This is a genomic window from Luteimonas abyssi (assembly GCF_001482195.1).
Lineage (GTDB): Bacteria > Pseudomonadota > Gammaproteobacteria > Xanthomonadales > Xanthomonadaceae > Luteimonas > Luteimonas abyssi.
On record NZ_KQ759763.1, the window covers coordinates 1,140,569 to 1,166,924 of the forward strand.

Here is a 26,356-nt window from a genome sequence, read left to right on the forward strand (position 1 = left end):
CGCGTCCGCTGGCGCAGGGAGCCGTATCCTGTGGGCATGAAACGTTCTTCGCCCCGCCTGACGAAGGCATTCGTGGATGCGGCGTGTCGCCGCGTCGGATCGCACGCGTGAGTCCGGCCGTGTCCACCCGCCGCATCGCCCTGCTGCTGGCCGGGCTGGCGATGTTCGGCCCGTTCTCGATCGACACGATCTTCCCGGCGTTCGCGCAGATGGGCGAGCAGTTCGACGCCGACAAGCTGGCGATGCAGCAGACCATCGCGGTGTATCTGATCGCCTACGCGCTGATGAGTATCGTCCACGGCCCGCTGTCGGACGTGCTGGGACGGCGACGGGTGATCCTGGTCGGGCTGTCGGTGTTCGCGCTGGCCTCGGTGGGTTGTGCGCTGGCCGGCGACCTGACCACGTTGCTGGTGTTCCGCGCACTGCAGGGGTTGTCGGCCGGCGTCGGCCTGATCGTCGGGCGTGCGGTGATCCGCGACATGTTCGACGGCGACGACGCCCAGCGTTTGATGAGCCAGGTGTCGATGATCTTCAGCATCGCGCCCGCGATCGCGCCGATCATCGGCGGCTGGATCCTGGGCTGGCAGCGCTGGCCGATGATCTTCTGGTTCCTGGTGGTGTTCTCGCTGGCGTTGCTGTTCGCCACCTGGCGCTGGCTGCCCGAGACCCATCCGCGCGAGGCCCGCAGCAAGCTCGTACCCGCCTGCCTGTTGCGCGATTACGCGGCGATCCTGCTCAACCCGCGCTTCCAGCGCCTCGCGGCGGCCGGCGCGTTCAACTTCTCCGCGCTGTTCCTGTACATCGCCTCGGCGCCGGCCTTCGTCATGGACATCCTGCGGCTGGACGAGCGGCAGTTCGGCTGGTTCTTCGTGCCGATGATCAGCGGGATGATGCTGGGGTCGTGGGTGTCGGGCCGCGCCGCGGGCCGGATCAGCGGCGCGCGGCTGGTCGACATCGGCTTCGTCTGCAGCGGTGCGGCGATCGTCGTCAACATCGCCTACAACCTGACGGTGAGCCAGCCGCAGTTGCCGTGGGCGGTGCTGCCGATGACGCTCAACGCCTTCGGTATCGCGCTGGTGTTTCCGATCCTGACCCTGGCCATTCTCGATATGTACCCGCGCCAGCGTGGAGCAGCCTCGTCGATGCAGGCCTCCACCAGCCTGATCCTCAACGCTGCGGTGGCCGGCCTGCTGTCGCCGATGCTGAGCCATTCGGCGCTGTGGCTGGCGGTGGGTGGCGCGGTGTTCCTGGCGATCGGCTGGAGCTTCTGGCGCTGGGAGCGGCGACGCGACCGCACGCCGCCTCGGCCGTCGCCGGGCCCGCCGCCGATCGAGCCGAGCGAGCCGCTGTAGGAGGCATGTGGGGTGGAACCCCTTCTCTCATCAGCGGGAGAAGGGGGGCGGTCATGGCATGTCGGGTCAGTGCAGACCCGCGCCCCCCGGGCCGCCGGCCGTACTGCTCCAGCCGCAGCTCTGGCCTTCGTTCTGGGCCTTGAGCCAGTCCTGCAGCGGCGCGAAGTATTCCAGCAATGCCTCGCCGTCCATGCGGTCGCTGCCGGTCATCTCCTGCAGGGTGGCCTGCCAGGGCTGGCTGGCACCCTGGCCGAGCATGGTCCAGAGTTTCTCGCCGGCGGCCTCGCTGCCGTAGAAGCTGCAGTCGTACAGCGGACCGTCGTGGCCGGCGGCGTCGCACAGGGCCTTGTAGAACTGGAACTGCAGGATGTGGGCGAGGAAGTAGCGGGTGTACGGCGTGTTGCCCGGCACGTGGTACTTGGCACCTGCGTCGAAGAACTCCTCGCCACGAGGGGCGACCGGGGCCACGCCCTGGTAGCGCGCCTTCAGAGCCCACCAGGCGGCGTTGTAGTTGTCCTCGGTGATCGAACCGTCGAACACGCCCCAGCGCCAGCGGTCGATCATCAGCCCGAACGGCAGGAAGGCCACCTTCGCCAGCGCCATGCGCATCTGCGAGTTGATCAGTGCGGCCTGGCTCTGCTGCGGGGTGTCGACGAGATCGATCGAGGCGAGATAGCCCGGCGTCATCGCCAGCACGATGGTGTCGCCGATGGCTTCGTGGAAACCGTCGTGCGCGCCCTCCTGGAACAGCGGCGGCTGGTGCTGCTGGGCCAGGTAGTAATAGATGTGCCCGAGTTCGTGGTAGATGGTGGTGAAATCTTCCTCGTTGGGACGGATGCACATCTTGATGCGCACGTCGTCGTCGAGATCCATCGACCACGCGCTGGCGTGGCAGACCACGTCGCGGTCGCGCGGCTTGATCAACTGGCTGTTCTGCCAGAAGGCGTCCGGCAGCTGCGGCAGGCCGAGCGAGGTGTAGAAGTCCTCGGCACGGCGGGTCATGTTGGTGGCCGTGGCCAGATGCGCGGTGCGTTCCTCTTCGGCCAGCGCGGGCGGCTCGGGCAGGGTGTTCAGTGCGGCGAGGCGGCGCTCGTAGGCGAGGCGGTACTGGCGCTGCAGCGCGGCGCCCACGTCGAGGCTGCCGGCGTTGGTGTACGGGGCCAGGATGTCCCAGAGATTGCTCCAGTCCTGTTGCCACATGTTGCCCATCAGGTGGGCCGGCAACAGGCCGTCCACCGAGCCCTGGCCGGGATAGCGCGCTTCCAGGCGCGCGCGCGCGTAGCAATGCAACTGGTCGTACAGCGGCTTGACCTGAGTCCACAGGCGATCGGTTTCGGCCGACAGCTCGACCGGCGACATGTCGTACCCGGAGCGCCACATCTCGCCGGCATCGGCGAAGCCCATGTCGCGGGCGCCTTCGTTCACCAGCGACACGAAGCGGGTGTAGTCCTGGCGCATCGGCTGGGCGATGCCGTGCCAGCCCTGCCAGGCGTCGAGCTGGACGTCGTAATCGCGCTCGCTGCGCAGCACGTCCTCGAGCTCGCCGAGCTGGCGGCAGCGGCGCCGGTCGCCTTCGCCGTCGCAGTAGCTGCCGGCGCCGTACAGGCCCTCCAGGCGGGTGGCGATGCGGGTCAGCTCGGAGAGCTTTTCGGTGTCCTGCGGAGCCGGCATCGCGGTCTTGAGCTTGAGCAGGTGCAGGCCGCGCGCGCTATCGGCCGACATCCGCTGGCCCTCGTGGCGACGCGACTGCTCGATCCAGCCGTTGAGCTTGGTCAGCCAGCGCTCGCTGCCGCGTGCGGCCAGCAGTTGGCTGTCGTCGTTGATGTAGGTGGACGACAGCCACTGCGCTGCGGTGGTTTCCGGATACAGCGCCCGGTACTCGGTATTGACCCGCTCGATGAACTGGTCGGCGGTTTCGTTCTTCGGAACCTCCGGCGCGGCGGCCGGTCCGGCATCGCGCTGGCAGGCGGACAGCGCCAGGCAGGCGCCGGCGAGTAGGGTCAAGGGCAGGCGATACGTCACGGCGTGCTCGGGAAAAGCTGGAAGACCGGCAGGCTAGTGGGGGGGCTGCGTGCCCGCAAGTGGCGCATGGGCCAGGATGCGCTGGCGCAGGCGTTCCGCACGGCGGGCGATCTTGCGTCGCATCAAACGACGCGACCAGCGCGATACCGGAATCGGCTCTTTGCCGCCCAGCACCGATTTCACGTCAACGCAGACCAGTTCGGGCAGGCCGTCGCGCTCCACCACCACGAGATTGCCGCTGTTGAGATCGAACAGCGGCAGGGCGTGCCGCTGCAGCCACGCCTCGAAGCGGGTGACCGCGGCGCACAGAGCAGGCGCGTCGTAGCGACCGCGAGCCGGGCCGAACAGCAGGGCGTACAGACTCGGCGCGGCGCCGGAGCCTTCGTTGGACGGGACGAGCCGGCACCGCAGCGCCGGGCCGTTGGCCGTGGACGCGATGCCGAGACAGCGGGCCACGCGCAGATCGAGCGCATCGCCCTGACGCGCGTGCAGCCAGCGCCAGGCCTGCCATTCCAGGGCATTGGCATCTCGACCGGGTCCGTGCACCTGCCACCAGGCGCGCAGACGGTGACGCAGCGCGCGTGGCCGCTGCGGATCCGGCGCCTGGAGGTACTTCAGGCAATGCCCGGGCATGTCCGGATCGAGCACACAGACGCGATTGGCGCCCGCAGCGACGACGGGCATGCCTTGCCAGAGGCGTCCATCGGCGGAAAACGCCGATCCGGACGCGTCGGCCTGCGGTGGAAGCGCGGGTGCCAGCGGCATGGCGTGCGACCGGTCAGCCCGGCAACAGACCACGCGCGGCGAGCCAGGTCCGCGCATCGTCGGCATCCTGTTCGAACCACGCCCGGGTGGAGCCCAGCCGGAAGCTGTAGCCCCAGGCATCCATGTCCGCCATCAACCGCGCCCGGCCCACGCCGGGGAGGGCATCGGCGAGCAGGATCTGCAGATAGCAGGTCGCGTCCTCCTCCTCGACCGAGTCGGTGGCGTCGGTGTGCACGGCCGCGCGTCGTTCGGGCGGCAGCACGAGCAGGTGACAGGCCTCGTGCAGCATCGAATGCACCGGGGTGTCGTCGCGGACATAGACGTTCGGGCCGATCAGACCGGCTTCCGGTTCACCCCAGAAGCTGCCGGGGATCGGCGCGTCGGCCTCGACACGGTGCAAAGCCAGGCCGTGACGGGCGAGCAGCGCGGCGGCCACGCCGGGCGTCAGGTCGCCTACGCGCAACACCGATCCCTCGGCATGGCGGCCGTGCGGTGGATGCTGGGCGCCGGCGGAGCCGGCGACGTCGGCCCCGACATGGGCGAGAGCGGAAACGGGCGTCGTTTCGGACATGCGGGGCGTCCGCGGGTGCCGGCAGTGGAGGGGAGACGCCAGGCGGCTCGGGGCCGGCCCGGCGGATGTCAGCTCGCGTCCTGGCGCCCTTCGGGCAGGGCGACGGAGATGTCGAGGACGTCATGATCGCCGTCCTTGGCCAGGTCCACCTTCACCGCTTCCGCGTCGATGCTCACGTACTTGCGGATGACTTCCAGCAGTTCGCGCTGCAGCAGCGGCAGGTAGTCCGGCGCATCGCGGCCGGTACGCTCCTGCGCGACGATGATGCGCAGGCGTTCCTTGGCGATGTTGGCGGTGTTTTTCTTGGCTTTCAGGAAGTCGAACATCCCCATCGTCAACCTCCGAACAGCTTGCTGAAGAAGCCTTTCTTCTCCGCTTGGGTGAAGCGCATCGGGCGGTCTTCGCCCAGCAGGCGCGCCACCGCGTCGTCGTAAGCCTGGCCGGCATTGGACTCCATGTCGAGGATCACCGGCTCGCCCTTGTTGGAGGCGTTGAGCACGTCGGGCGATTCGGGAATCACGCCGATCGTCTTCAGGCCGAGCACTTCCTCGACATCGGTGATCGACAGCATCTCGCCGGTCTCGACCCGGCTGGGGCTGTAGCGGGTGAGCAGCAGATGCTCGCCGACGCGCTCGCCGTTCTCGGCACGGCGGGTCTTGGACTGGAGCAGGCCGATGATGCGGTCGGAGTCGCGCACCGAGGACACCTCGGGATTGACCACCACCACGGCCTTGTCGGCGAAGTACATCGCCAGGAACGCGCCTTTCTCGATGCCCGCCGGGGAATCGCACACGATGTGCTCGAAGCCTTCGTCGGCGAGTTCCTTGAGCACGCGCTCCACGCCTTCCTTGGTCAGCGCGTCCTTGTCGCGCGTCTGCGAGGCGGCCAGCACGTACAGGGTGTCGAAGCGCTTGTCCTTGATCAGGGCCTGCTTGAGCGAGGCTTCACCGTTGACGACATTGACGAAGTCGTACACCACGCGGCGCTCGCAGCCCATGATCAGGTCGAGGTTGCGCAGGCCCACGTCGAAGTCGATCACCGCGACCTTCTTGCCGCGCCGGGCGAGTCCGCTGGCGAGGCTGGCGCTGGTGGTGGTCTTGCCGACACCGCCCTTGCCCGAGGTGACTACGATGATTTCGGCCAATGTCGTTCTCCTGGAAGACCGCGCCGGCGGGGCGCGGCTTGAAATGGGGGATGGTTCACGGGGGATGGAGCGGGGCGGCGCCGGCAGGCGGCCGCGGCAGGCGCTAGCGTAAACGCTGGCGGGCGGCCCGGAAACCGGGCTGTCGCATTCGGGTCAGTCCAGGGCGGCGATCCGCAACTCCTCGCCTTCGAGCCAGACCTGGACGGCCTTGCCGTGGAGCTCCTTCGGAATCTCCTCCAGCACCTTGTAGTGGCCGGCCACGGCGACCAGTTCGGCCTGGAAGTCGCGGCAGAAGATCCGGGCCTTGGCATTGCCCTGTGCGCCGGCCAGCGCGCGGCCGCGCAGCGGGCCGTAGATGTGGATGGAGCCGTCGGCGATCACCTCGGCACCCGCGCCGACCGCGCCGAGGACGGTCAGGTCGCGGTTGTCGGCGTAGATCTGCTGGCCGGAGCGGACCGGCACCGCCTGGATGCGGCCAGGTTCGCCGGTCGCGGGGGCGGCGGGCGCGGCCGCAGGCGGCGGCGCTTCGGGCTCGGCCGCACGCGGGGGCGGCGGCTCGTCGGCCGGTGGCGCCTCCGTGGCGCCTTCCGGGCGCTCGTACTGGGCGCGGAACTTCGCCAGCAGCGGCAGGCCGAGCGCTTCGGCCAAGCGCGCATTGTCCTGGTTGCCCCAGGCCAGTGCGACCGGCAGGGCACCGGCCTCGCGCAGCGCCGCGAGCAGCCGTTGCGCGTCTTCGACGGGCGGCGTGGCCGGCAGCGCGCCGAAGTCGATCACCACCGCCGCACGGGCGAACAGGTTGGGGGCGCGGGTGATGCGGTCGCGCATTTCCGCGGCCAGGCGCTGGGGATCGAGCCGGCGCACGCGCAGGTTGGCGATGCCGACCTGGCCGAACTTCAGCTCGCCGGCCGGTTCGAAATCGAGGGCGTTCGCGGCCATGCTCAGACTCCGACCTGCTGCGGCGGCGCCTGCGGGCGCCGCGCGCGCGGCAGCCAGTCCACGTCCGGCAGCGCGTCGCCGTAGCGCTCGTGCACCCAGGCGTAGCTGCACAAGGGCTTGATCAGCATCGAGGCGCGCACGTCGGAGGCGGGCATCACGTGCTGGCCGACTTCCTGAAAGCCGAAGCTGCCGTGGAACAGGCGCGCGGGATCGCTGTCGTGCTCGATGAAGACCTCGCAGGCGAGCGCCGGGTAGCGCAGTTCGGCATAACTCTGCACGTCGGCGTAGAACGCGCGCCCGACGCCGCCGCCGCGACGGCGGCTGGCGACCACGATACGGTCGATGTAGAAGAACGGGTCCTCGCTGTGCTGGAGGAACCATTGGAAATTGCTGCTGTCGTGCCCGCTGCGGGCACCGAAACCGACCAGGAAGCCGGCCAGGTTGCCGTCGCGCTCGGCGACGCGGAAGTACTCGGCGCTGTCGTGAAAGCGCCGCAGGCGGGCCGCGTCGAGCGGCAGGATCGAGAGGCCGGCAGCGTTGTTGAGGGCGAGGATGGAATCCAGCTCGTGCTCGCGCACGTCGCGGATGACGATCGACATTACAGGGCTTCCTCGGGATGCCGCCGGCAACGGGCCGCGGCGGTACACGGAACAGAAGCCCGAATTATCGCACGAGCGCCCATGCCGGCGGGCGTCTCCCCGCCGCGCCATGACTTCCGGCAAGCTCGCCGCCTGCCGGCTTGGCCTAGCATCGCGCCTGGATGATCCAGAATCTCAACCACAATCGCCTGCTGCGCTATGCCGGCCTGTTCACCTGGGTGGTCATCGGCCTGCCGTTGCTGGTGCTCACGATCTCGCATGCCGATCTGGCGGTGCCCGATCCCGAGGAGAGCGTGCTGTTCGGCAGCGCGCTGCGCGCATGGCTGGCGTGGGGCGCGTTCGGGTTCTGCTACGCCTGGCTCACCCGCGGCCTCGGCGAGCGCCGGATCGGTGCGCTCGATCACATGCTTGTGGTGTTGCTGACCGGCAGCGCGATCGCGATCAGCTATTACAGCCAGAGCGGCCTGGGCAGCATCCTGTTGATGGTGGTGGCCTGCGTGCTGCCGTGGCTGATGCCGGTATGGCTCGGCATCGTGCTGCTGGTGGTGTGCGAGTTCGTGATCGTGCCGGTCTACATGCGCGGCCTGCAGTTCTCCTGGCTGGAAGCGGTCCTGCAAGCCAGCTTGTACGTGGGTTTCACCGGTTTCGCCTTCGTGACCGGCATGGTCGCCCGTCAGCAGGCGCAATCGCGCGACGAGCAGCGGCGGCTGAATTCGGAACTGCGCGCCACCCGCGCCCTGCTCGCCGAGAGCGTGCGGGTCAATGAGCGCACCCGCATCTCCCGCGAGCTGCATGATCTGCTGGGCCACCACCTGACCGCGCTGAGCCTGAATCTGGAAGTCGCCAACCACCTGACCGACGGCGTCGCCCAGGAGCACGTGCACCAGGCTCATACGCTGGCCAAACTGCTGCTCAGCGACGTGCGCGAGGCGGTCAGCCGTCTGCGCGACGACGACGCCATCGATCTCGGCGCCACCTTGCGGCCGCTGGCCGAGAATGTGCCGACGCTGCGCATCGAGATGGACATGCCCGAGCCGTTCCTGCTCGACGATCCCGAGCGCGCCCACGTGCTGCTGCGCTGTACGCAGGAGATCGTCACCAACGCGGTCCGTCACGCCCAGGCCGAGCACCTGTGGTTGCGCTACAGTCTGGCCGACGACGATGTGCGCCTGGACGCGCGCGACGACGGGCGGGGGGCGGAAATCACGACGATCGGCAACGGGTTGCGCGGCATGCGCGAACGGCTGGCGGCCTACGGTGGGACGGCGGAGATCGAAACCTCGACCGGGCGCGGTTTTCATCTGCGCCTGCGCCTGCCGCTGTCGGCACCGGCCGAACGCGTCGCCCGCGCGGCGCAGGGCGCCCGGGTCGTCCCGCGCGCGGGCGCGCAGTCATGACAACAGGCGTCGCCGACCGGGGCGTCGCCGCAGTGAGGAGAACCGCATGATCCGTGTGTGTCTGGTCGACGATCAAACCCTGGTGCGACAGGGCATCCGTTCACTGCTGGCGCTCGACGGCGGCATCGAGGTGATCGCCGAGGCCGGCGACGGCCGCCAGGCGGTGGACACCATTCCGCAGGTGAAGCCCGATGTGGTGCTGATGGACATGCGCATGCCGGAAATGTCCGGCCTGGAGGCCTTGCAGACGCTGTCGCGTGCCGGACAACTGCCGCCGACCATCATCCTGACCACGTTCGACGACGATCAGCTGGTGCTGGCCGGTCTGAAGGCCGGCGCCAAGGGCTATCTGCTCAAGGACGTCTCGCTCGATCAACTGGTCGGCGCGATCCGGACCGTGGCCGGTGGCGGGTCGCTGGTGCAGCCGGCGATGACCCAGCGCCTGCTGTCGGGGCTCGAGCACATGCGCAACGAATTCGTCAGCCTCGATCGCCCGGATCCGCTGACCGACCGCGAGACCGAGATCCTGCGGCTGATGGCCGGCGGCTTCTCCAACAAGGAGATCGCCAACTCCCTTGGTGTGGCCGAGGGCACGATCAAGAACCACGTGTCCAACATCCTCTCCAAGCTCGGCGTGCGCGACCGCACCCGCGCGGTGCTCAAGGCGTTCGAGCTCAAGCTGGTCTGAGGTGAGGATGCCCGGCCCGCCGCGGGGCGGCGGGCGCTCGCGGCCACGCGAGGCGGTGCCTCGCAAGCGGTGGCCGTTCGCCCTCTCCAGGCTCGGCGCGCGCGACCGCACCCGTACCGCGCTCGAGGTGTTGGCTCGAGCTTGTCTGAGGGGCGCCCTGTATGGGCAGTCGCAGGTTCGGCCTGCGGCCAGGACCGCCCGCGGCGGCAGGCGTTCATGTTGCCTAACATCCGCCGGTACCCGCCTCTGGACGGGCCGGGGCGCGTTACCGGTCACTTCGGTGCACGTAACCTGTCGCCCGTAGCGAAACATCTTGATACGATTGAGGGTCTGCGCCCCGGCACTGCCCGGTTCTGGTCCTGGAGAACCCTGAATGACCCGTCTGATTGAGCTCCTGATTTCCCTCGCCATCACCGCCGTGCTGTTCGTGGTGATCGGCGTGATTCTGCCCGCCAACCGTTCGCTGGAGGAGCAGATCGAGACCAACCGTCGCCAGACCATCGTCTTCGACACGCTCAACAGCTTCCAGCGCTTCCATTCCTGGCATCCGTTCGCGGTGCAGGATCCCGGCATCGACATCGAGCTGTCCGGCCCGCAGTCGGGCGTGGGCGCCACCATGCGCTACAGCTCGGACGTGAGCGCCATCGGTTCGGGTTCGTGGGAAATCGTCGAGTCCGAGCCGCGCAGCCGCGTGGCCATGGCGATCGAGAACGAGCAGCGCGGCAATAACAAGCGCACCGAGTTCATCCTGCGCCCGACCGGTCGCGGCGGCCGCAATATCGAAATCACCCAGACCTACAACGTCGAGTACGGCTGGAACCTGCTGGGCCGTTATGCCGGTCTGTACGTCGCGCGCAACGTCGGCGACAACATGCAGTTCGGCCTGCGCCGCCTGAGCACGATGCTGGCTGCGGTGCCCAACGTCGATTACGCGGTCGAGGACAGCAAGCTGGTCGGCCTGCGTGTCGAGGACCTGCCGGCGGAGAACCTGCTGGTGGTCAAGGCCGGTGCCGTCGAGCGCCGGAACGAGGCGATCCGCGCGTCGATCAACGACAACGTCGAGTGGATCAACCGCACCATCGCCGCCAACGATCTCGAAGCCGCCGGCCCGCTGCGCATCATCACCTCGGAGCTGGGCAGCAATACCTACACCTTCGACATCGCGATGCCGGTGCGTCCGGCGGGCAGCGGTCCGGTCGAGACCAGCGACGAGGCCGCCGAGGGCGATGCCGCCGAGACGCCGGCGCCTGCCGTGGCCGACGCCGGCGAGCTGCAGGACCTCGATCTGCTGGGTCCGGTCGAGTACCTGCGCACCGAGCCGACCCGCGTGGCGCGTGCCGAGTACACCGGCTTCCTGGCCGAACTCGACAATGTCCGCAACGCCGTGCGCGCCTGGGCCTTGACCCAGGGCTACGAAGTGACCGGGCGTCCGTTCGAGAACTACGTCGCCGGCGCCGATGCGGCCTTCACCGCCGACGGCCAGTACGAGGTGTTCTGGACCATCAAGTGATCCGGTCCTATCCATGACGAACCGCCACACGCCGCGCCTTCGGGTGCGGCGTGTGCGTTTGTGGGATCTACTGTCGCGATCCGGAGGCGAGCGGCGATGAGCCACGAGACATCCCCTGGGCCCGGTCCTGCCTGGCTCGCGGCCGCCGGCGCGGTCTGCGCGGCGCTCGGTGTCGGGCTGTCGGCCTATGCGGCACATGCCGTGGACGGCCCGGCGCAGGCGCGGTTGTCGCTGGCCGCACTGTTCGCATTCGGGCACGGCGTGGCGCTGGCGGCGCTCGGCGCGCGCCGTCGCCACACGCTGGCGCAGGTGGCGCTGTGCATGCTGCTGCTGGGAATGCTGTTGTTTTCCGGCAGCCTGGCCGGTGCCGTGCTGGCCGGGTGGGGCACCCGCGCCGCGCCATGGGGCGGGATGTTGATGATGCTCGGTTGGCTGGTGCTGGCGTTCGACTTTCTGCGACGCTGATGGCACATGCCGCAGTTCGCACGAGCATCGGTGCGGAGCGGTCCTTGAAGGGCTGGATGTCGGCTGACGGTCGCTGCGGTCGATCCCTGACCGGTCAGACGATGCCGGTCAGACGAGGCTGACGGTCGCGCTTTCGTAACGCCAGTGCCACGGCTCGTAGACGATGCCGTGCGGATTGTCGCGCGGGTAGCTCAGCACGAAGCCGTACGTGCCGGCATGCGCATCGAGCCAGGCGTAGGCGTCCGTCGCCTCGAAACTCTCCTCGGCCGATGGTTCGCCGGGAGTGCCGATATCGAGTGCCCGGCCGGTGTGATGTTCGCTGAAGCCGGGCGCGGCGTTGACCGCCAGGATGTCGCGCACCGACTGACCGCGGGCGCGTTTGCGCGCGAAGATGCCCAGCTGGTAGTCGTGACTGCGGTATCCGGAGATCGCCTCGAGGGCAATGTCGTCGGCGCGCGCGGCGCTGCGCATCCGCGCCCACGCGCGTGCGGTGGCGGCGTCCAGCCAGAGCGGCCGCCGGTAGCGGTCGTATCCGGCGAAATCCAGCCAGGCAGGCTCCGGCAGCAGGGCCAGCCCGGTGTCGTCCGCATAGTCGTCGGCGTCGAGGCCGAGCACCGCCAGGCGCGCTTCCAGCCCGTGTGGAGACAGAGTGTGGCCGCGCGGCATGTCGTGACGCGCGCTGCGCGGCGCATGGTCGAGCGCATCGAGTGCGACATCCACGGACAGCCCGGCCGTCCACCGCGGCAGCAGCGGCAGCAGGCCTGCGTCCATGGCAACCGCGAGATAACGTCCGTCCGACTTGCGACGCAGCAGCCAGCGACCCTGGGCCAGCGCGCGTGCGTCGTGATTGCTGCGGGCCCTGAGCAGGTCCGCGGGCCACAGCTCGATATCGGGCGTGTTGATCAGGATGCGGGGCGGCGTACGCATTGCGGAATCCGGGAGCCTTGTCCGGCTCAGTGTAGGCGCTTCACCGATGAACCGCTGGCGGGCCGTGCGGCAGTGCCGTGCGCGAGCTGGCCCCGCGGCGCGGACATCGGAGACATTGGTTTACGCAGGCACGCGGCGAGCGGTGATTGCCGCTCTGCGGAGCGACGTGTCGAATCTAGGACGTGCGATGCGCTCGCACGGATATGCCGATGAAAGAATGGGGGCGCGATCATGGATCGCGCCCCCATCGGGTACTGCAAGCGGCGGCGTCCTGAAGCGCTACATCGGATCCAGCGATGCGAGGTAGCGCCGCGGAGCGCGGCTGGCCCGGTCGATGCGCTCGATCAGGACGACGGCTGCGCCGGAGCCGGCTGCGGGGCGGCCGGCTGGCCGTCCGGACCGGCCGGCGGCTGCGCGGGCTGCAGCATCAGACCGGCGATCGCGCCTTGGGCGTCGAACGAGACGATGGCGTTGAGCACGCCATTCTCGAACTGCAGCGGCGTCACCACGATGTCGTAGCCGTCCTGCTGCAGGAACAGCGGCTCGCCGCGTGCCTGCAGGGCGCCAGCCTGTTCGGAGAGACCGGTCCAGCCCTCGCGCAGTTGGGCGGCGTCGACCTGGGCGCTCATCTCCGCGTTGAAATCCGAGGCGAGCGCATCGAACTGCTGGGCCTCCAGACGGTCGATGGTCGCGCTCGCGCGCTGCTTTGCCGCGGCTTCGGCTGCGGGATCGGCAGCGGGGGCCGGAGCGGCCGCCGGCGCCGCTTCCGGTGTCTGCGCGACGGCGACCGATGCGGTGGAGGCCGTGGCGAGCGCGACGAGCAGTGCGGTGATCAAGGGCGTGGTCTTAGCCTTCATGGGGATGGTTCTCCTGGAGGGGTGGGCTGGGCGCAAGCCGGGTCGACTGGCTGCCGCGCCGTGCGATGGAGGCCGGAGCCCGATGAATTGGGGCGACGACTGCGGGCGCAGGATAGCGGGCCGAATGTAAGTCTTTCGGTAGCATCGTGTGAGCATTGGCGAAGACGAGCCGCCTGTGCGGGGCTGTAACCGGTTCCGGCGGGCGCCTGCGGCTATCGCGCGTGCAACCAGGCGGCGATATCGTCGATGAGCGCAGCGTCGACATGGCCGGGTGCGGTGTAGTCCTGCAAGGAACCCGGCCCGGTGCCGGCGATCCCCAGATGACTGAGTGCGGGATAGGCGCGCAGCGTCGCGTCGCCGTCATGCCCGGCGAAGGCGTCGGACCAGAGTGCCCAGTCGGTGTCGGTGACCTGGATATCGCGCCCGCCGTGCAGCAGCAGCAGCGGCTTCCGCAGCGCGAGCGCCTCCGCGACGGGCGCGACCGATTCGAGATCGCGCCAGTACGAGGCCGGCTGGCCCAGCGGGGACTCGGTGTCCGCCAGCGCCTCGCCGGCGCGCAGCCGCGCGATCGAGCGGCGCAACCTGTCGACCGTCCCGCGCCCGGCATCGTCCGGCCCTGCGCGAGTGGCGATCGCCCGCTCGGTCTGTTCGACCAACAGGTCGAGTACCGGCCGTGCGGGTGCCGCGAACAGGATCGCGCCGCTCGCGTCGGACGCCTGCGCGATCCGCGGCGCGAGCATGCCGCCCAGGCTGTGGCCCAGCACGAACACGCGCCCGGGGTCGATGCCGGGTTCGGCGCGCAGCAGGAGGATCGCGGCCACGGCGTCGTCGACGACTTCGTTGTCGATGGTGACGCCCTGCGGGAAATCGAAGGGGCGTGCGCGGGTGCGCTTGTCGTAACGCAGGGTCGCGACGCCCCTTGCCGCCAGTCCGTGCGCGATGTCCCGGAAGGGTGCATTGGGACCGATGCTCTGGTCCCGGTCCTGCGGACCGGAGCCGTGGACCAGCACGACGGCGGGCGCGCGGGTTGCGCCGGCGGGGATCGTCAGCGTGCCGGGCAGTGCGCGTGCCGGGTTGCCGATCGCGATGTCGCGGACCTCGATGCCGGGCGGAACCGCCGGTGCCGGGGGCGTCGCGTCCACGGTCGCCGCGGCGTGCGCGTCGGGCAGGGTGCCCGACGCGGGTGCCGACGCAGTCGCGAACGCCGCCGCGACCGCGAGGAGCAGCCGAGCACACGACGTGTGGCGGAACGGGAGCGGGTTCATGGGAGCAGGGTCACGGGACTGGGCGCGGGCCCATCGGGAACCCTCATCCCGGACGCTTCAGGAACAGCAGCGTCGGCCCCCATTGAGTGACGTGGACGGCGTTGACCAGTTCCCAGCCCTGCTGGCCGAGCGTACGCAATCGTTCCTCGATCGCCGCAGGTTTGACGACCCGCATGATCGTGCCGCCCTTGATCTCCTCGACCTTGTACTGCCAACGCTCACTCATCGCGATCGTGCTCCTTGTCTGGATGCTTGTCGGGGTCTGGATGTTCGTCGTGATTCGCCTGCAATCGCCCGGCCTGACGCAAGGCGTCGCGCAGGACGTATTCGATCTGTGCGTTGGCGCTGCGCAGTTCATCGTCCGCCCAGCGTTGCATCGCCGCGAGGACCTCGGCATTGATGCGCAGCGGGTAGCTTTTCCTGGCCGTCATCCGCGTCCGCGCCGACGGCGCACTACGTCGAACAGGACGACCAGACCCAGGCCGTTGACCGCGATCGCCAGGGCCAGGGCCACGGCCAGAATGCGATTCTGGTCGCCGGCGGCCCAGGCGAGTCCCGCGCCACCGGCCAGCATCGCCAGCCCGACCAGACGCAGCAGGGTCGCCATCCGGCGCCGCTCGCGCGCGAAACTCTGCGCGAGAAGAAACGCCGGCACGCTGCTGGCGGCGATCACCAGGGCGGGGAGCAGGCCTTCGCGCATCAGTACAGCGAGCCCGCGTTGACCACCGGCTGGGTGCCGCGGTCGCCGCACAGCACCACCAGCAGATTGCTGACCATGGCGGCCTTGCGCTCCTCGTCGAGCTCGACCACGCCGTTCTTTTCCAGTTCGGCCAGGGCCATCTCGACCATGCCGCAGGCGCCGGCGACGATGCGCGCCCGTGCGGCCACCACCGCGTTGGCCTGCTGGCGCTGCAGCATGGCCTGCGCGATCTCGGGAGCGTAGGCGAGGTGACTGATACGGGCTTCCAGCACATCCACGCCGGCCTTGCTCAGGCGCTCGTCGAGCTGTTCCTTCAGGTGCTCGGAAATCTCGTTGGGATGGCTGCGCAGCGACACCTGACCCTCTTCATGCTGATCGTAGGGGTAGCTGGTGGCCATGGCGCGCAGTGCCGCTTCGGACTGGATGTGGACGAAACTCTCGTAATTGTCGACGTTGAACACCGCCTCGGCGGAGTCGACCACCTTCCACACGATCACCGCCGCGATCTCGATCGGGCTGCCATCGAGTTCGTTGACCTTGAGCCGGCCGCTTTCGAAGTTGCGAACGCGCAACGAGATCTTGCGCTTGGTGAAGAAGGGATTGTTCCAGCGTAGGCCGTTGTCGTGCACGGTGCCGGTGTACTTGCCGAACAGGCTCAGTACCGCCGACTGGTTGGGCTCGAGCATGTACAGCCCCATCAGCCCGCCCAGGGCGAGCGCGCCGAGCAGGATTGCCCCGGCGAACACCGCAATGCCGCCCCCACCGAGCAAGCCGACGCCGGCGAAGAGATAGGCGCTGCCCAGCAGCACCGCGAGCAGCACCAGCAGGACCGGGATTCCCGGCAGCGAGCGGGTCGGGTTTTCCTTCATGACAGCGTCTCCAGCGGCCTCGGTGATGAGGCCAGATATTCAAGTGATATCCAAATGATATCTCTGTGTCAAATTCGCTCGGGCCGACGCCTGCGTTGCACCGCCTACAATGGGCGCCCGTTTTTTCGCCTGTCCTAAGGAATCCCGATGGTCCGTCTCGGCACGCCGCTGTCCCCGTCCGCCACCCGCGTCCTCCTGCTCGGTTCGGGCGAGCTCGGCAAGGAAGTGGCGATCGAGTTGCAGCGTCTCGGCGTGGAGGTGATCGCCGCCGACCGCTATGCCGATGCGCCGGCCATGCAGGTCGCGCATCGCAGCCACGTGCTGAACATGCTCGATGGCGCGGCGATCCGTGCCCTCGTCGAGCAGGAGCGGCCGCACCTGATCGTTCCCGAGATCGAGGCGATCCACACCCCGACCCTGGTCGAACTGGAGCGCGAGTTCGCCGAGGCCGGCGCCGACACCCGCGTCATTCCCACCGCCCGCGCCGCGCGCCTGACCATGGACCGCGAAGGGATCCGTCGGCTGGCCGCCGAGACCCTGGGCCTGCCCACGTCGCCGTACCGGTTCGTCGACACCGTGGAGGATTACCGGGCGGCCGTGGCCGAGATCGGCCTGCCGTGCGTGGTCAAGCCGGTGATGTCCTCGTCGGGCAAGGGGCAGTCGCTTGTGCGCGGCGAAGACGACATCCAGCACGCCTGGGATTACGCCCAGACCGGCGGCCGCGCCGGCGCCGGGCGGGTGATCGTGGAAGGCTTCGTCGACTTCGATTACGAGATCACCTTGCTCACCGTGCGCCACGCCGGAGGTACCGCGTTCTGCGCGCCGGTGGGCCACCTGCAGCGCGATGGCGACTACCGCGAGAGCTGGCAGCCGCAGCCGATGTCCGATACCGCGCTGCGACGCGCGCGGGACATCGCACGGGCGATCACCGACGATCTCGGCGGCTGGGGCCTGTTCGGGGTGGAGTTGTTCGTGAAGGGCGATGAGGTCTGGTTCTCCGAAGTCTCGCCGCGGCCGCACGACACCGGTTTGGTGACGCTGGCGTCGCAGACGCTGAGCCAGTTCGCGCTGCACGCGCGGGCCATCCTGGGGTTGCCGGTGCACGCCGGTGCGGATGGCATGATCGCCGCGCTGGGGCCGGCGGCCTCGTGCGCGCTGCTGGCCGAAGGTCACGGCGTACCGGAGTTCTCCGGCGTGGACGACGCGTTGCGGCAGCCCGAGACCCAGTTGCGCCTGTTCGGCAAGCCGCGCGTGGAAGGCCAGCGCCGGGTCGGTGTGACCCTGGCGCGCGCCGAAGACGTGGAGACCGCGCGTGCGGTGGCGCGGGATGCCGCGGCTGCGATCGATATCGCCCTCGTGTAGACCATGTGCGTTGCCCCCTAGGGTCGACCCCGGGATGATCCCGGCGTCGACAGCGGCGACACTCGGGCGAGACATCCGTTTACGGAGATCCGCCATGACCGTGTCCGCCGTGACCGATCGTGCTGGCTGGCTGCCGCCGCCGGAGCCGCCGATGCCCCGCCACACCGTCGCCCTGCACGACACGCTGGGCGGCATCGCCAGACAGTACGGGCTGACGCCCGAGGCCCTGCTGTCGGCCAATCCGCAGATCGCCAATCCGGATGTGCTGTACCCCGGCGATGCGTTGGCATTGCCGGGGCGCGTCGAAGTGGGTGCGGGACAGACGCTGTCGGAGATCGCCCGCGACCATGGCGCGTCGCTGGAGGCGACCATCGCCGCCAATCCCGGACTGGCCGATCCACACCGGATCGAGCCCGGTCAGCTGATCGCGTTGCCCGGCGCGCACAATGCGCCGCTTCCGCCATCGACACCGGATGTCGCGACGCCCGGAGTTCCGACGTCCGACATCGCGACGCCGGGTGCCGTCCCGGCGAGCGGCGATTCCGGCCAGACGCCGGCGGCGAACGACGACCACGTGCCCGGCGGACTGTCCGAGCAGTACGAGACCAGCGGTCGCGGCCCCGGCACGGTCTCGACCGGCGAGGGCGATCCCGGAGGGGTGTCCTACGGCAGCTACCAGCTGGCCACCAACCGTGGCCGGCCGCAGGAGTTCATCGCCAACGAGGGCGCGCCCTGGGCGGCCGAGTTCGGCAACGCCGCACCGGGGACGGCGGCGTTCTCCGATGCCTGGCGCGCCATCGCCGCGCGCGAGCCGGAGGCGTTCGCCCAGGCCCAGCACGCGTTCATCCAGCGCACCCATTACGATGTGCAGATGAACCGCATCGAACGCAACACCGGGATCGACCTGCGCACGCACGCGCCGGCAGTCCGCGATGCGGTCTGGTCCACGGCGGTGCAGCACGGTCCGCAGACGCCGGCGATCACCCGCGCGATGGCCGACGTCGAAGCGCAGGGGCTGGCACCGGCCGACGGCGACGCCTACGACCGCGCGTTGATCGATGCGATCTACGACGAGCGCGGCCGGCGCGGGGCGGACGGTGCGTTGGTGTACTTCGGCAGCGCGCCGGTGACGACGCAGGAAAGCGTGGCCGATCGTTTCGTCCGCGAGCGCGCGGATGCGCACGCCATGTTCGATGCGGGCTGACCCCATGGTCGCGAATGCAGCGCCTTCTGGATGCTGGGACCGGAGACGACCGCCGGGCGTGCATCGCCTGCGCGTGGCCGCCGTGGTCGCCATGCTCGGCGGGGCGCTGGCCGCATGTGGACCGGCGGGCCCTGCTGCAGGGGGGACGGACGCCGGGCGAGCTTCTGCATCCGATCAGGTGTCCGCCGAAAACGCCGCGGTCTCGAACGCGACGGCCTCCAACGATCCCTTCTCCGCGTCCGCCGCGGAAGTGTCGTCACCCGCGGGAAATTACGTGCGCGAGGGACGCAGCTTCGCCCGCCTGGCCTTGGCGCCCGATGGCGATGCATGGGAGATCCGTCTGCATGCGGGAGGCGATCCGGAGGACGGCGCGGGTATCGCGGCCGATTGCGAGGTCCACGCCCGCGGTCGCCTGCGTGACGGCCGGATCGACGCGGCGGTGGTGCCGTTCGAAGGCCAGACGATCAGCGTGAGCGCAGCCGATCTGGACGCGTCGCCGGCCAGCATCGTCGTGGCGCTGGACGGCGATGTCGCGCAGGTGGAGAGCGACTTCGATGGCTGCAGCCTCGGTCTGACGCTCGGCGGGCGGTTCCAGCGCGAGGACTGACGGCGTCCGGGTGTCAGCGCCGGGGAGTATCCACGGCTGGAATCCCGATGCCGATCGCGACCGGTCGCTCAGCGCGCCAGATCGAGCCACACCAGCCGGTGGTCGCTGCCGTCGACGATTTCCGCGCCCGGCGTGCCCGGGGCCGGCCAGTAGACGCCACTGTCGATCAGACGCATCCCCGTGGAGGGCAGGGCGTAGTCGAGGCGCAGCACACCGACCCGCGGGCCGAAGTCGCCGGTGCCGTGTGCAGGTGTGCCGCGACGGTCGGCGTGGGCTTCGCGCCTGGCGCCTGCGGCGGCCAGCCCACCTTGGCTGGCGGGCGTGGCATGCCGCATGACCCGTGGGTGTTCGATCAGTTCGACGATCGCCTCGTGCCGACCGTCGCCGTCGGCCGGATCGTTGTTGAGATCGCCCAGGATCACGAAACGCGCCTCGGCGTCGAGCCCGCCGCAACGGCCCGCGTCGTCGCACAGCCACGGGTGCTCGCCGGGCGACAGGTAGTCGGTCCATAGCCGGATCTCGTCGGCGTTGCGGCGGCCGTTGCGGTCCTCGGGGCCGTCGAAGACCGGTGGCGTCGGATGCGAGGCGAGCACGTGCACCGTGCCCAGGGGCGTGCGTACCGGCACGTCCCAGTGCGATTTGGACGAAAGCCGAAGCTGCGACCACACCGCATCGGTGTGGAACGGGCGGCCGTCGTCGGGCCAGACCGGGCGTCGGGCGTCGGGCATCTCGCTCCAGCGCAGGTGCTGGAAGGTGCGCGCCTGCGCCGTATCGATGGGGTACTTCGACAGCAGCAGCATGCCGTACTGCCCGGGATGCAGGCCGTAGCCCCAGGCATCGTTGCCGTAGGCGCGTCCTTCGGTGCCGATCCGGCCATCGCCATCGAGGTCGAGCCCGCTGGCCACGCCGGTGTTGACCGGGGCGAAGTAGCGGTACGGATAGCGCAACGCCTCGCCGCCGCCGGCCTGGGCGACCTCCAGATAGCGGCGCTGGAACACGTCGGCGGCTTCGCCGGCGGCGTCGTGGTCGAACTCGTTGAGCAGCACCACGTCCGGACGCACACGTTGCAGCACGGCGGCGACCTTGCGGGCGTCGTCGTCGCCGGCGCGCAGACGTGCGACCAGGCCCCCGGCCGTTTCGGCGTAGAGCGACGCGTTGTAGGTGGCGATACGCAGATCGGCGTCGGACATGGCGCGGCGGTAGGCGGCGGGGTCGCCGTGGACGTGGACGCGAACGCAGCCGGCCAACAGGCACAGGGCGGCGGCGGACAGGAGCAGGAATCGGATCATCGGGAGGGTTCGGGTTCGGTCATGTCGTGCCAGCCGCGGCCGTCGAAGGATTCCAGCGGACGGAAGCGGCGTTTGTAATCCATCTTGCCGTGGCCGTCGATCCAGTAGCCCAGATAGAGATGCTGCCGGCCTTCGCGCAGGCCCCATTCGATCTGCCGCAGGATCGCCAGCGTGCCCAGGCCGCGCGCGACCTCGTCGGGCTCGTAGAAGGTGTAGACCGCCGACAGCGCCCCCTCGACCAGGTCGGTGACCGCGACGGCGAGCAGACGCTCGCGCGTGCGCAGTTCGAGAAAGCGACCCTCGGTCCAGCGGCCGAGCAGGAACTGGTCGAACTCGGCCGCGCCGTGGCCGTCCATGCCGCCATCCGGATGCCGTGCGCGCAGGTAGCGGCGATACAGTGCCAGTCGCTCGTCATTGCGCTCGGCCGGTTGCACACGCATTTCGACGTCCGCATTGCGGGCCAGGCAGCGCCGCTGGCTGCGGTCGGGCGCGAAGCGCGCCAGCGGAATCCGCACCGGCACGCAGGCGCGGCAGTCGATGCAGTGCGGCCGGTAGACGATGTCGCCGGAGCGGCGGAAGCCCCAGTCCAGCGCCTGGGCGTAGAACCGCGGCAGACGCGGGTCGCGCGGGTCCAGCACCAGATCGCGCGCGTCGCGCTCGGGCCAGTAGCCGCAAGGATGGGTACCGGTGTGAAACAGGCGCAGGCTGTCGGTGTCGACGGTCATGGTGCCGTGCCTCCGATCACCGGCCACCATCCTGCGAGGGCGCCCGCCAAGGTGCCGGCCACGACATCACGCGGCGTGTGCCGCCGCAGTGCCAGCCGGGATGCCGCCACGGCCACCGTCAGCGCCGCCATCGCCAGGCCGGCGACCGGTTGCCAGGCCCATAGCAACACCGTGGCGTAAGCGGCGAAGGCGGCATGCAGCGACAGCTTGCACAGGCGTGTGGTCAACAGGGCGACGGCGACGATCGCCGCGGCCATGGCCAACCGTCGTGCCAGCGCGGGATCGGGCAGCGCCAGCAGCGTGCCGATCGCCAGGAGCGGCAACAGGAACCGGTTGAGGTCGCGGCGTTCGCCGTCGCGGCTGGCGTCCACATGCGCCCAGCGTCCCTGCCGGACCCGCCACCACGACCAGCCCATCACGGCGGTGCCGGCAATCGTCAGGCCGGCCATTGCGCCGGCCGTGCCGGCGGCGCCGACGGCGGCCATCGGCAGCAGCAGCGCGAGCGCCAGCACCGGCAACGGATGGCCGGCGATCGAAACCAGACGGGCGATAGGGGTCGACATGCCTGTGCAGCATACCGAAGCGGTTCGCGCGACCTGCGACTGTCGAGGCGCTGAACACGCGCCCGCGCCGGTCAACCGTGTCGTGGCGGCAGGCGTTGATGGGACACCTGCGGTCGGAACGGCCGCCTCTTGGAGATTGGACACGATGAAGATCCGGATGCTCGCCGCGGCCACCGCCGCGATGTTGATCAGCCTGGGCGCCCACGCGGCCCCGCAGGAGGGCGGACCGCGCCAGAACGCGCGCGCGATGCAGCTCGACACCAACGGCGACGGCGTCGTGGACCGTGCGGAGGCGGCGCAGTCGCCACGTCTGGCACGCCATTTCGAACGGCTCGATCGCGATGGCGATGGCCGCCTGACCGCGGACGAGTTGCGTCAGGCGCGTCAGGGCAAGGGGCCGCGGCACGCGCGCGGCCCGCAGGGTGTCGACGGGCTGGCACGTCTGGACACCGACGGCGATGGCCGCATCAGCCGCGCGGAACTGGAGGCCGCCCAGGCCCGCCGCGAGGCGCACCGTGCCGAGCATGCGCAGCGAGGCGAACGCGAGCGTGGGCCGCGGTCCGCACGCTCCGGCGAGCGTCCGCAGCGTCCGGACCTGCTGGCGAATTTCGATGCCATCGACACCAATCGAGACGGTGTGCTCGACCGTCGCGAGCTGCACACCTGGCTGGAGGCGCAGCGTCCGCAGCGCGAGGCCGAACGCCGGCAGCGGCTGGAGGCGCGCTTCCGCGCTGCCGACCTCAACGGCGATGGGCGGCTGAGCCGGGTCGAAGTGGCGGAGGCGATGCCGTGGCTCGAAGACCGCTTCGCCTGGCTCGATGTGGATGGCGACGGTTTCCTCAGCCTGGAGGAATTGCGGCCGCCGGCGGCGCGCTGAGGCCGACGCAACGCGCCGCGGCTGAGGACGCATGGTGGATTGTGGGGTCGCCCGGGTCACGATGGCCCGGGCTTTTTTTGCGTTCGTCGCCAGACTGCAGGATCGTCGGCGACAAGGAAGCCCATCGGTGTCGTGCTTTTTTCCTGAGGTCCCGTTCGGGGAAAGACCCTGTCCACTGGCCACAGGTTTTCCCGAATGCCGGGGGAGGTCGCATGCATTCCGTCCAGGGCGAACTGCGCGAGCCGCGCACTCCGAACGGCATTCGGAGGGTGGACAGGTCAGGGGGTGGACAGGAACGCGATCGCCAGTGCGCCGAGGACGGTGATGTTGCTGATCAGGACGCCACTCGGGCCGAACGACAGCCGGTAGCCCAGCTGGCGCCAGTAGGCCGACTCGGGATTGCGGGCGGCATCGCGCGCGGCCAGCGGTTTCATCACCCTGGGCAGGGTGACCAGCATCATGTAGTTCAGCACCACGAGCGAGGCGACGATCGCGATCGCCATCGGAACGCGCGACGCGAACGCGAGTGAGCAGAGGACGGACACGCCGATGCAGGCCGCCCCCACCACCAGGTAGCGGTCGTAACAGCGCAGGATCGCCTTGCGTTCGGCATCGTTGTCGGCGTAGCGCACCAGGACCTTGCGGAACAGCCAGGCGGTCAGGGCGCCGCTGAGAACGCCGGTCACCACCGCACCGACGGTGCCGAACACCAGTTTGCCGACCAGGCCACCGGCCATGGTGCCGCCCGTGGTCGCCATGCCGGCCGCGGCGGCCGGCTTGCTGATGCTGCCCAGTCCGGCAGTGACCGCGACGGCGAATGCGGTACCCGGTGCACTGCCGCCGGCGAAATCGCGGAAGCGCTCCAGCAGTTCCGTGCGCAGGCAGCGGCGCGCGCGCGACAGGCGCTTGCGCACGGCCGCGTCCGACAGGCCCAGCAACTCGGCGACCTGTTTCGAGTTCTGGCCCTCGCGGTAGTACAGCAGCAGGACCTCGCGGCTGTCCTCGGGCAGCTCGGAGATGAGCTCGGCGGCGATGGCGTCGCGTTCCTGGTCAAGCAGGCGCCCGGCGGGACAATGGTCGGGATCGGCCGCCCGCGCGATGGCGAGTTCGGCGACCTCGCCATCGAGCGGGCGGTTGCGGTTGGCGCGCAGGTGGTCGCGGGCCAGGTTGCGGGTGATCTGCCGCAGCCAGGGCAGGAAGCTGTTGGGATTCTGCAGGCGGGGCAGGTGGCGCCAGGCGGACAGGAAGGCCTCCTGCGCGATGTCCTCGCTGGTGCCCACGTCGCGGGTGATCGCCAGGGCCACCGAGGTGACCGTGTTCTGGCTGGCGGCCACGATGCGCCCGTAGGCATGCGCGTCACCGCGCGAGGCGGCGGGCAGCTCGCGGCGGATCAGGTCGTCGATGTGCAGGGGGCAGGCGGCGTCCATGGTGCATTCCGGCAGGGCGGTCCTTCCCCGACGACGATGGGCGGCAAGTGTGACCCGCGCCGTCGCCGGGGGCCAGTGCGCCGACGTGCCGAAGTCCACGGCGGTCGCCGCGATCCGCCGGGCAGCCCGATGACCGGGCGGTGGCCACGTGCGCCGCGCTGCGGCCTCAGAAGGTGTAGATCACCATGGCGGCGATGATCGCGATGGCGATCAGCAGCACGCGGCGATAGCGCATGATCGTCTGCTGGGTGCTACGCGGGAGGACCGGGTCGGCCGGGGCCGGTGGGACGGCCTGGTGGCTGCCCAGCGGCGAATCGGCGACCGGCCGGGTGGTGGGCCGGGTCAGCCCGGTGGCGCGCATGATCTCCCGCGCACGCGGCTGGTCCTCGGAATGGATCACCCATACCGCCGCGTCCGGGCCGTTGCCGCCGTTGGCCCGGTAGCTGAAAGGACGGCGGCGCTTGCCGTGGTACGAGCGGCCGTTGGTGATGCGTACCTCGATCCCCTCGTCCTCGAGGAGTTGGGCCACTTTTTCCGCGTTTTCCAGCCGCGGGCTGCTGAATACTTCTCTCACGTCTTCAGTCTCTCAATTCACTCGTTCGAGGGCACCTGGGCCGCCGCGGCGGCGTCGCGCACGACGCGGATCAGGCCTTCCTGTGCAGTGCTGGCGACCAGCCGCCCCTGGCGGTCGTAGATGGACCCGCGGGCCAGCCCGCGCGAATCCTGGGCATTGGGGCTGTCGATCGCGTACAGCAGCCAGTCGTCGACCCGGAACGGCCGATGGAACCAGAGCGCATGGTCGAGCGAGGCCATCTGCACGTTGGGCTGGTAGTAGCTGATGCCGTGCGGGAAGGTCGCGGTGCCCAGCAGATGGAAATCCGATGCGTAGGCGAGCAGGGCGCGGTGCAGCTCGGGCGCATCGCCGACCCGCTCGCTCAGGCGGAACCAGACCTGCTGGTAAGGCGGGCGCTTGGGTGGGTCGAGCTCGTCACGGGGGTAGACATGACGGAACTCGAACGGGCCGGTGCGGCTGAGCCAGCGCTGCACCTTGGTCGGCAGGGTCGCGAAGACCTGCTCGGGTACCGAGGGCGCGGGTGCGATGTCTTCCGGTGCGGGCACCTCGGGCATCGAAAGCTGATGGGTGGCGGCCCCGGCCTCCTCGCCCTGGAACGATGCCGCGCAGAAGAAGATCACCCGGCCGTGCTGGATCGCGGTGACCCGGCGCACCGAGAAGCTGCCGCCCTCGCGGGTGCGATCGACCTCGTAGACGATCGGGTGTTCGACATCGCCGGCGCGCAGGAAGTACGCGTGCAGCGAGTGCGCGGCGCGCGGTTGCGTGAGCGTGGCCTGTGCCGCCGACAGCGCCTGGCCCAGGACCTGGCCGCCGAACACGTACTTGGTGCCGATGTCGCGGCTCTGGCCGCGGAACAGATCCTGCTCCAGGCGTTCGAGGGTCAGCAGGTCGACCAGTTCGGAAACGTGCGCGTTCATGCGATGGCGGGGCGAGCGGGGACCGTGAATTATAGGGCGCGACCGCTGCACGCCCTGCCAACGCGGCTTCGCTCGCATCGGCCGCGTTGCCGGAGGCGGCACAATGCCGGCGTTGCGCGACGCAGCGGGGCACGTCCGGCGTCCGGTGCGTCACGCGGTGCGGGGCGGGACCCAGCGTTCCAGACCGCAGTGCGCGAGTACCGTGTCCCAGGGAAACATCGGGCCGGGATCGACCTTGCGCGCCACCTCGACCGCGGGATCGTCGGCGGAGGGAACGCGTTCGGTGTCGAGGTCCTCGTGGCCGGCGATCCGGCGCAGTGCCGGCAGGCGCGCACGCAGCTGCGCCAGCAGGTCGAGCAGGCCGGCGATCTGGGTGTCGGGATACGGCTCGTCCATGGTTTGCCGGTCGCTGTGGTACCAGTGCGGATACCGGCCCCGGTTGACCAGCTCGATACCGACCGAATCCGCGTTCCAGCCGCGCACGTGATGTGCGACGCGTTCGGCGGGCACGTACTCGACCAGTCGGCCGTCGCGATCGATGTACCAGTGCCCACTGGCGCCGGTGCCGGCATCCGGATAGAGCACGCGCTCTCCATACTCGCGGGCCATGGCCAGGTCGGGCAGCTCGGTGCAGTGGATCACCACGAGATCGACCCGTGCGGGGTCGCGTGCGACCAGACGTTCGACGTAAGGCAGCGGCTGGAGATCGATGGGGCGGGAGCTCGTCATGTCCCGATGCTATCA

30 protein-coding genes are annotated in these 26,356 nt (G+C 69.7%); 9 read left to right on the top strand and 21 right to left on the bottom strand.

Going from position 1 to position 26,356, the window contains the following annotated elements:
* Nucleotides 1–107 precede the first annotated feature (107 nt).
* On the top strand, nt 108–1,352 hold the full coding sequence (locus tag RG19_RS04660; protein ID WP_058836410.1) for a multidrug effflux MFS transporter: 1,245 nt from the start codon (nt 108–110) through the stop codon (nt 1,350–1,352).
* A gap of 66 nt (nt 1,353–1,418) precedes the next feature.
* Here the strand turns inward: RG19_RS04660 and RG19_RS04665 are convergent, their stop codons facing one another.
* From RG19_RS04665 to RG19_RS04695, 7 genes are all read right to left on the bottom strand, one after another.
* Nucleotides 1,419–3,374 (bottom strand): M2 family metallopeptidase, encoded by a 1,956-nt coding sequence (locus tag RG19_RS04665; protein WP_058834252.1) that lies wholly within the window; start codon nt 3,372–3,374, stop codon nt 1,419–1,421.
* Nucleotides 3,375–3,407: 33 nt separating this feature from the next.
* A complete protein-coding gene (locus RG19_RS04670; protein ID WP_162267049.1) occupies nt 3,408–4,058 on the bottom strand; it encodes a YrbL family protein in 651 nt (216 codons plus the stop codon).
* A gap of 94 nt (nt 4,059–4,152) precedes the next feature.
* Entirely contained in the window at nt 4,153–4,605 is a 453-nt protein-coding gene (locus RG19_RS04675) for a hypothetical protein (RefSeq protein ID WP_058836411.1), read from the bottom strand.
* 173 nt (nt 4,606–4,778) lie between these two features.
* Nucleotides 4,779–5,042: a cell division topological specificity factor MinE gene (minE, locus tag RG19_RS04680; RefSeq protein ID WP_058834254.1), complete on the bottom strand. Its 264-nt coding sequence runs from the start codon at nt 5,040–5,042 to the stop codon at nt 4,779–4,781.
* 2 nt (nt 5,043–5,044) lie between these two features.
* A complete protein-coding gene (gene minD, locus RG19_RS04685; RefSeq protein ID WP_058834255.1) occupies nt 5,045–5,854 on the bottom strand; it encodes a septum site-determining protein MinD in 810 nt (269 codons plus the stop codon).
* 153 nt (nt 5,855–6,007) lie between these two features.
* A complete protein-coding gene (gene minC / locus RG19_RS04690) occupies nt 6,008–6,790 on the bottom strand; it encodes a septum site-determining protein MinC (RefSeq protein WP_058834256.1) in 783 nt (260 codons plus the stop codon).
* 2 nt (nt 6,791–6,792) lie between these two features.
* Nucleotides 6,793–7,389: a GNAT family N-acetyltransferase gene (locus RG19_RS04695; RefSeq protein ID WP_058834257.1), complete on the bottom strand. Its 597-nt coding sequence runs from the start codon at nt 7,387–7,389 to the stop codon at nt 6,793–6,795.
* Nucleotides 7,390–7,550: 161 nt separating this feature from the next.
* Between RG19_RS04695 and RG19_RS04700 the strand changes: the two genes are divergently transcribed.
* The 4 genes from RG19_RS04700 to RG19_RS04715 all read left to right on the top strand — a co-directional run bounded on the left by RG19_RS04700 (nt 7,551) and on the right by RG19_RS04715 (nt 11,449).
* Nucleotides 7,551–8,786: a sensor histidine kinase gene (locus RG19_RS04700; protein WP_058834258.1), complete on the top strand. Its 1,236-nt coding sequence runs from the start codon at nt 7,551–7,553 to the stop codon at nt 8,784–8,786.
* Nucleotides 8,787–8,832: 46 nt separating this feature from the next.
* Nucleotides 8,833–9,474 (top strand): response regulator, encoded by a 642-nt coding sequence (locus RG19_RS04705; RefSeq protein ID WP_058834259.1) that lies wholly within the window; start codon nt 8,833–8,835, stop codon nt 9,472–9,474.
* Nucleotides 9,475–9,847: 373 nt separating this feature from the next.
* Nucleotides 9,848–10,984, top strand: coding sequence for a polyketide cyclase (locus tag RG19_RS04710; protein ID WP_058834260.1), 1,137 nt, complete (start codon nt 9,848–9,850; stop codon nt 10,982–10,984).
* Nucleotides 10,985–11,080: 96 nt separating this feature from the next.
* Nucleotides 11,081–11,449, top strand: coding sequence for a DUF423 domain-containing protein (locus RG19_RS04715; protein WP_058834261.1), 369 nt, complete (start codon nt 11,081–11,083; stop codon nt 11,447–11,449).
* Nucleotides 11,450–11,557: 108 nt separating this feature from the next.
* On the opposite strand, the gene RG19_RS04720 is transcribed toward RG19_RS04715, so the two are convergent.
* The 7 genes from RG19_RS04720 to RG19_RS04750 form a co-directional block, all read right to left on the bottom strand.
* Entirely contained in the window at nt 11,558–12,376 is an 819-nt protein-coding gene (locus RG19_RS04720) for a M15 family metallopeptidase (protein WP_058834262.1), read from the bottom strand.
* 344 nt (nt 12,377–12,720) lie between these two features.
* On the bottom strand, nt 12,721–13,233 hold the full coding sequence (locus RG19_RS04725) for a DUF3887 domain-containing protein (protein ID WP_157515161.1): 513 nt from the start codon (nt 13,231–13,233) through the stop codon (nt 12,721–12,723).
* 212 nt (nt 13,234–13,445) lie between these two features.
* Nucleotides 13,446–14,498, bottom strand: a complete 1,053-nt coding sequence (locus tag RG19_RS04730) for an alpha/beta hydrolase family protein (protein WP_058834264.1) — start codon at nt 14,496–14,498, stop codon at nt 13,446–13,448.
* 43 nt (nt 14,499–14,541) lie between these two features.
* Nucleotides 14,542–14,724, bottom strand: a complete 183-nt coding sequence (locus RG19_RS04735) for a DUF4177 domain-containing protein (protein WP_058834265.1) — start codon at nt 14,722–14,724, stop codon at nt 14,542–14,544.
* Complete coding sequence (locus tag RG19_RS04740) at nt 14,717–14,929, bottom strand: type II toxin-antitoxin system antitoxin (RefSeq protein ID WP_058834266.1); 213 nt, start codon at nt 14,927–14,929, stop codon at nt 14,717–14,719. The genes RG19_RS04735 and RG19_RS04740 overlap by 8 nt, the downstream gene beginning before the upstream one ends.
* The gene (locus RG19_RS04745; protein ID WP_058834267.1) at nt 14,926–15,198 is read right to left on the bottom strand and encodes a hypothetical protein; all 273 of its coding nucleotides are present in this window, start codon (nt 15,196–15,198) and stop codon (nt 14,926–14,928) included. The genes RG19_RS04740 and RG19_RS04745 overlap by 4 nt, the downstream gene beginning before the upstream one ends.
* Entirely contained in the window at nt 15,198–16,067 is an 870-nt protein-coding gene (locus RG19_RS04750; protein ID WP_058834268.1) for an SPFH domain-containing protein, read from the bottom strand. Before RG19_RS04750 ends, RG19_RS04745 begins: the two co-directional genes overlap by 1 nt.
* A 147-nt stretch (nt 16,068–16,214) precedes the next feature.
* On the opposite strand from RG19_RS04750, the gene purT reads away from it, so the two are divergent.
* The 3 genes from purT (at nt 16,215) to RG19_RS04765 (ending at nt 19,240) form a co-directional block, all read left to right on the top strand.
* Nucleotides 16,215–17,429, top strand: a complete 1,215-nt coding sequence (purT, locus tag RG19_RS04755; protein ID WP_058834269.1) for a formate-dependent phosphoribosylglycinamide formyltransferase — start codon at nt 16,215–16,217, stop codon at nt 17,427–17,429.
* Nucleotides 17,430–17,523: 94 nt separating this feature from the next.
* Nucleotides 17,524–18,633 (top strand): LysM peptidoglycan-binding domain-containing protein, encoded by a 1,110-nt coding sequence (locus RG19_RS04760; protein ID WP_058834270.1) that lies wholly within the window; start codon nt 17,524–17,526, stop codon nt 18,631–18,633.
* Nucleotides 18,634–18,811: 178 nt separating this feature from the next.
* On the top strand, nt 18,812–19,240 hold the full coding sequence (locus RG19_RS04765; protein ID WP_058834271.1) for a hypothetical protein: 429 nt from the start codon (nt 18,812–18,814) through the stop codon (nt 19,238–19,240).
* 68 nt (nt 19,241–19,308) lie between these two features.
* On the opposite strand, the gene RG19_RS04770 is transcribed toward RG19_RS04765, so the two are convergent.
* The 3 genes from RG19_RS04770 to RG19_RS17525 are packed head-to-tail and all read right to left on the bottom strand — an operon-like array spanning nt 19,309 to nt 21,817.
* Entirely contained in the window at nt 19,309–20,529 is a 1,221-nt protein-coding gene (locus tag RG19_RS04770) for an endonuclease/exonuclease/phosphatase family protein (protein WP_082672475.1), read from the bottom strand.
* A complete protein-coding gene (locus RG19_RS04775; RefSeq protein ID WP_058834272.1) occupies nt 20,526–21,254 on the bottom strand; it encodes an arginyltransferase in 729 nt (242 codons plus the stop codon). The genes RG19_RS04770 and RG19_RS04775 overlap by 4 nt, the downstream gene beginning before the upstream one ends.
* Nucleotides 21,251–21,817 (bottom strand): phosphatase PAP2 family protein, encoded by a 567-nt coding sequence (locus tag RG19_RS17525; protein ID WP_058834273.1) that lies wholly within the window; start codon nt 21,815–21,817, stop codon nt 21,251–21,253. Before RG19_RS17525 ends, RG19_RS04775 begins: the two co-directional genes overlap by 4 nt.
* A 145-nt stretch (nt 21,818–21,962) precedes the next feature.
* Between RG19_RS17525 and RG19_RS17875 the strand changes: the two genes are divergently transcribed.
* Complete coding sequence (locus RG19_RS17875; protein WP_058834274.1) at nt 21,963–22,694, top strand: EF-hand domain-containing protein; 732 nt, start codon at nt 21,963–21,965, stop codon at nt 22,692–22,694.
* A 278-nt stretch (nt 22,695–22,972) separates the two neighbouring features.
* On the opposite strand, the gene RG19_RS04790 is transcribed toward RG19_RS17875, so the two are convergent.
* From RG19_RS04790 to RG19_RS04805, 4 genes are all read right to left on the bottom strand, one after another.
* Nucleotides 22,973–24,121, bottom strand: coding sequence for an RNA polymerase sigma factor (locus tag RG19_RS04790; protein ID WP_058834275.1), 1,149 nt, complete (start codon nt 24,119–24,121; stop codon nt 22,973–22,975).
* A gap of 166 nt (nt 24,122–24,287) precedes the next feature.
* Nucleotides 24,288–24,650: a putative signal transducing protein gene (locus tag RG19_RS04795; RefSeq protein ID WP_058834276.1), complete on the bottom strand. Its 363-nt coding sequence runs from the start codon at nt 24,648–24,650 to the stop codon at nt 24,288–24,290.
* Between the two features lie 62 nt (nt 24,651–24,712).
* A complete protein-coding gene (gene tesB / locus RG19_RS04800) occupies nt 24,713–25,612 on the bottom strand; it encodes an acyl-CoA thioesterase II (protein WP_058834277.1) in 900 nt (299 codons plus the stop codon).
* Between the two features lie 150 nt (nt 25,613–25,762).
* Nucleotides 25,763–26,341 (bottom strand): N-acetylmuramoyl-L-alanine amidase, encoded by a 579-nt coding sequence (locus RG19_RS04805; RefSeq protein WP_058834278.1) that lies wholly within the window; start codon nt 26,339–26,341, stop codon nt 25,763–25,765.
* Nucleotides 26,342–26,356: the final 15 nt, after the last annotated feature.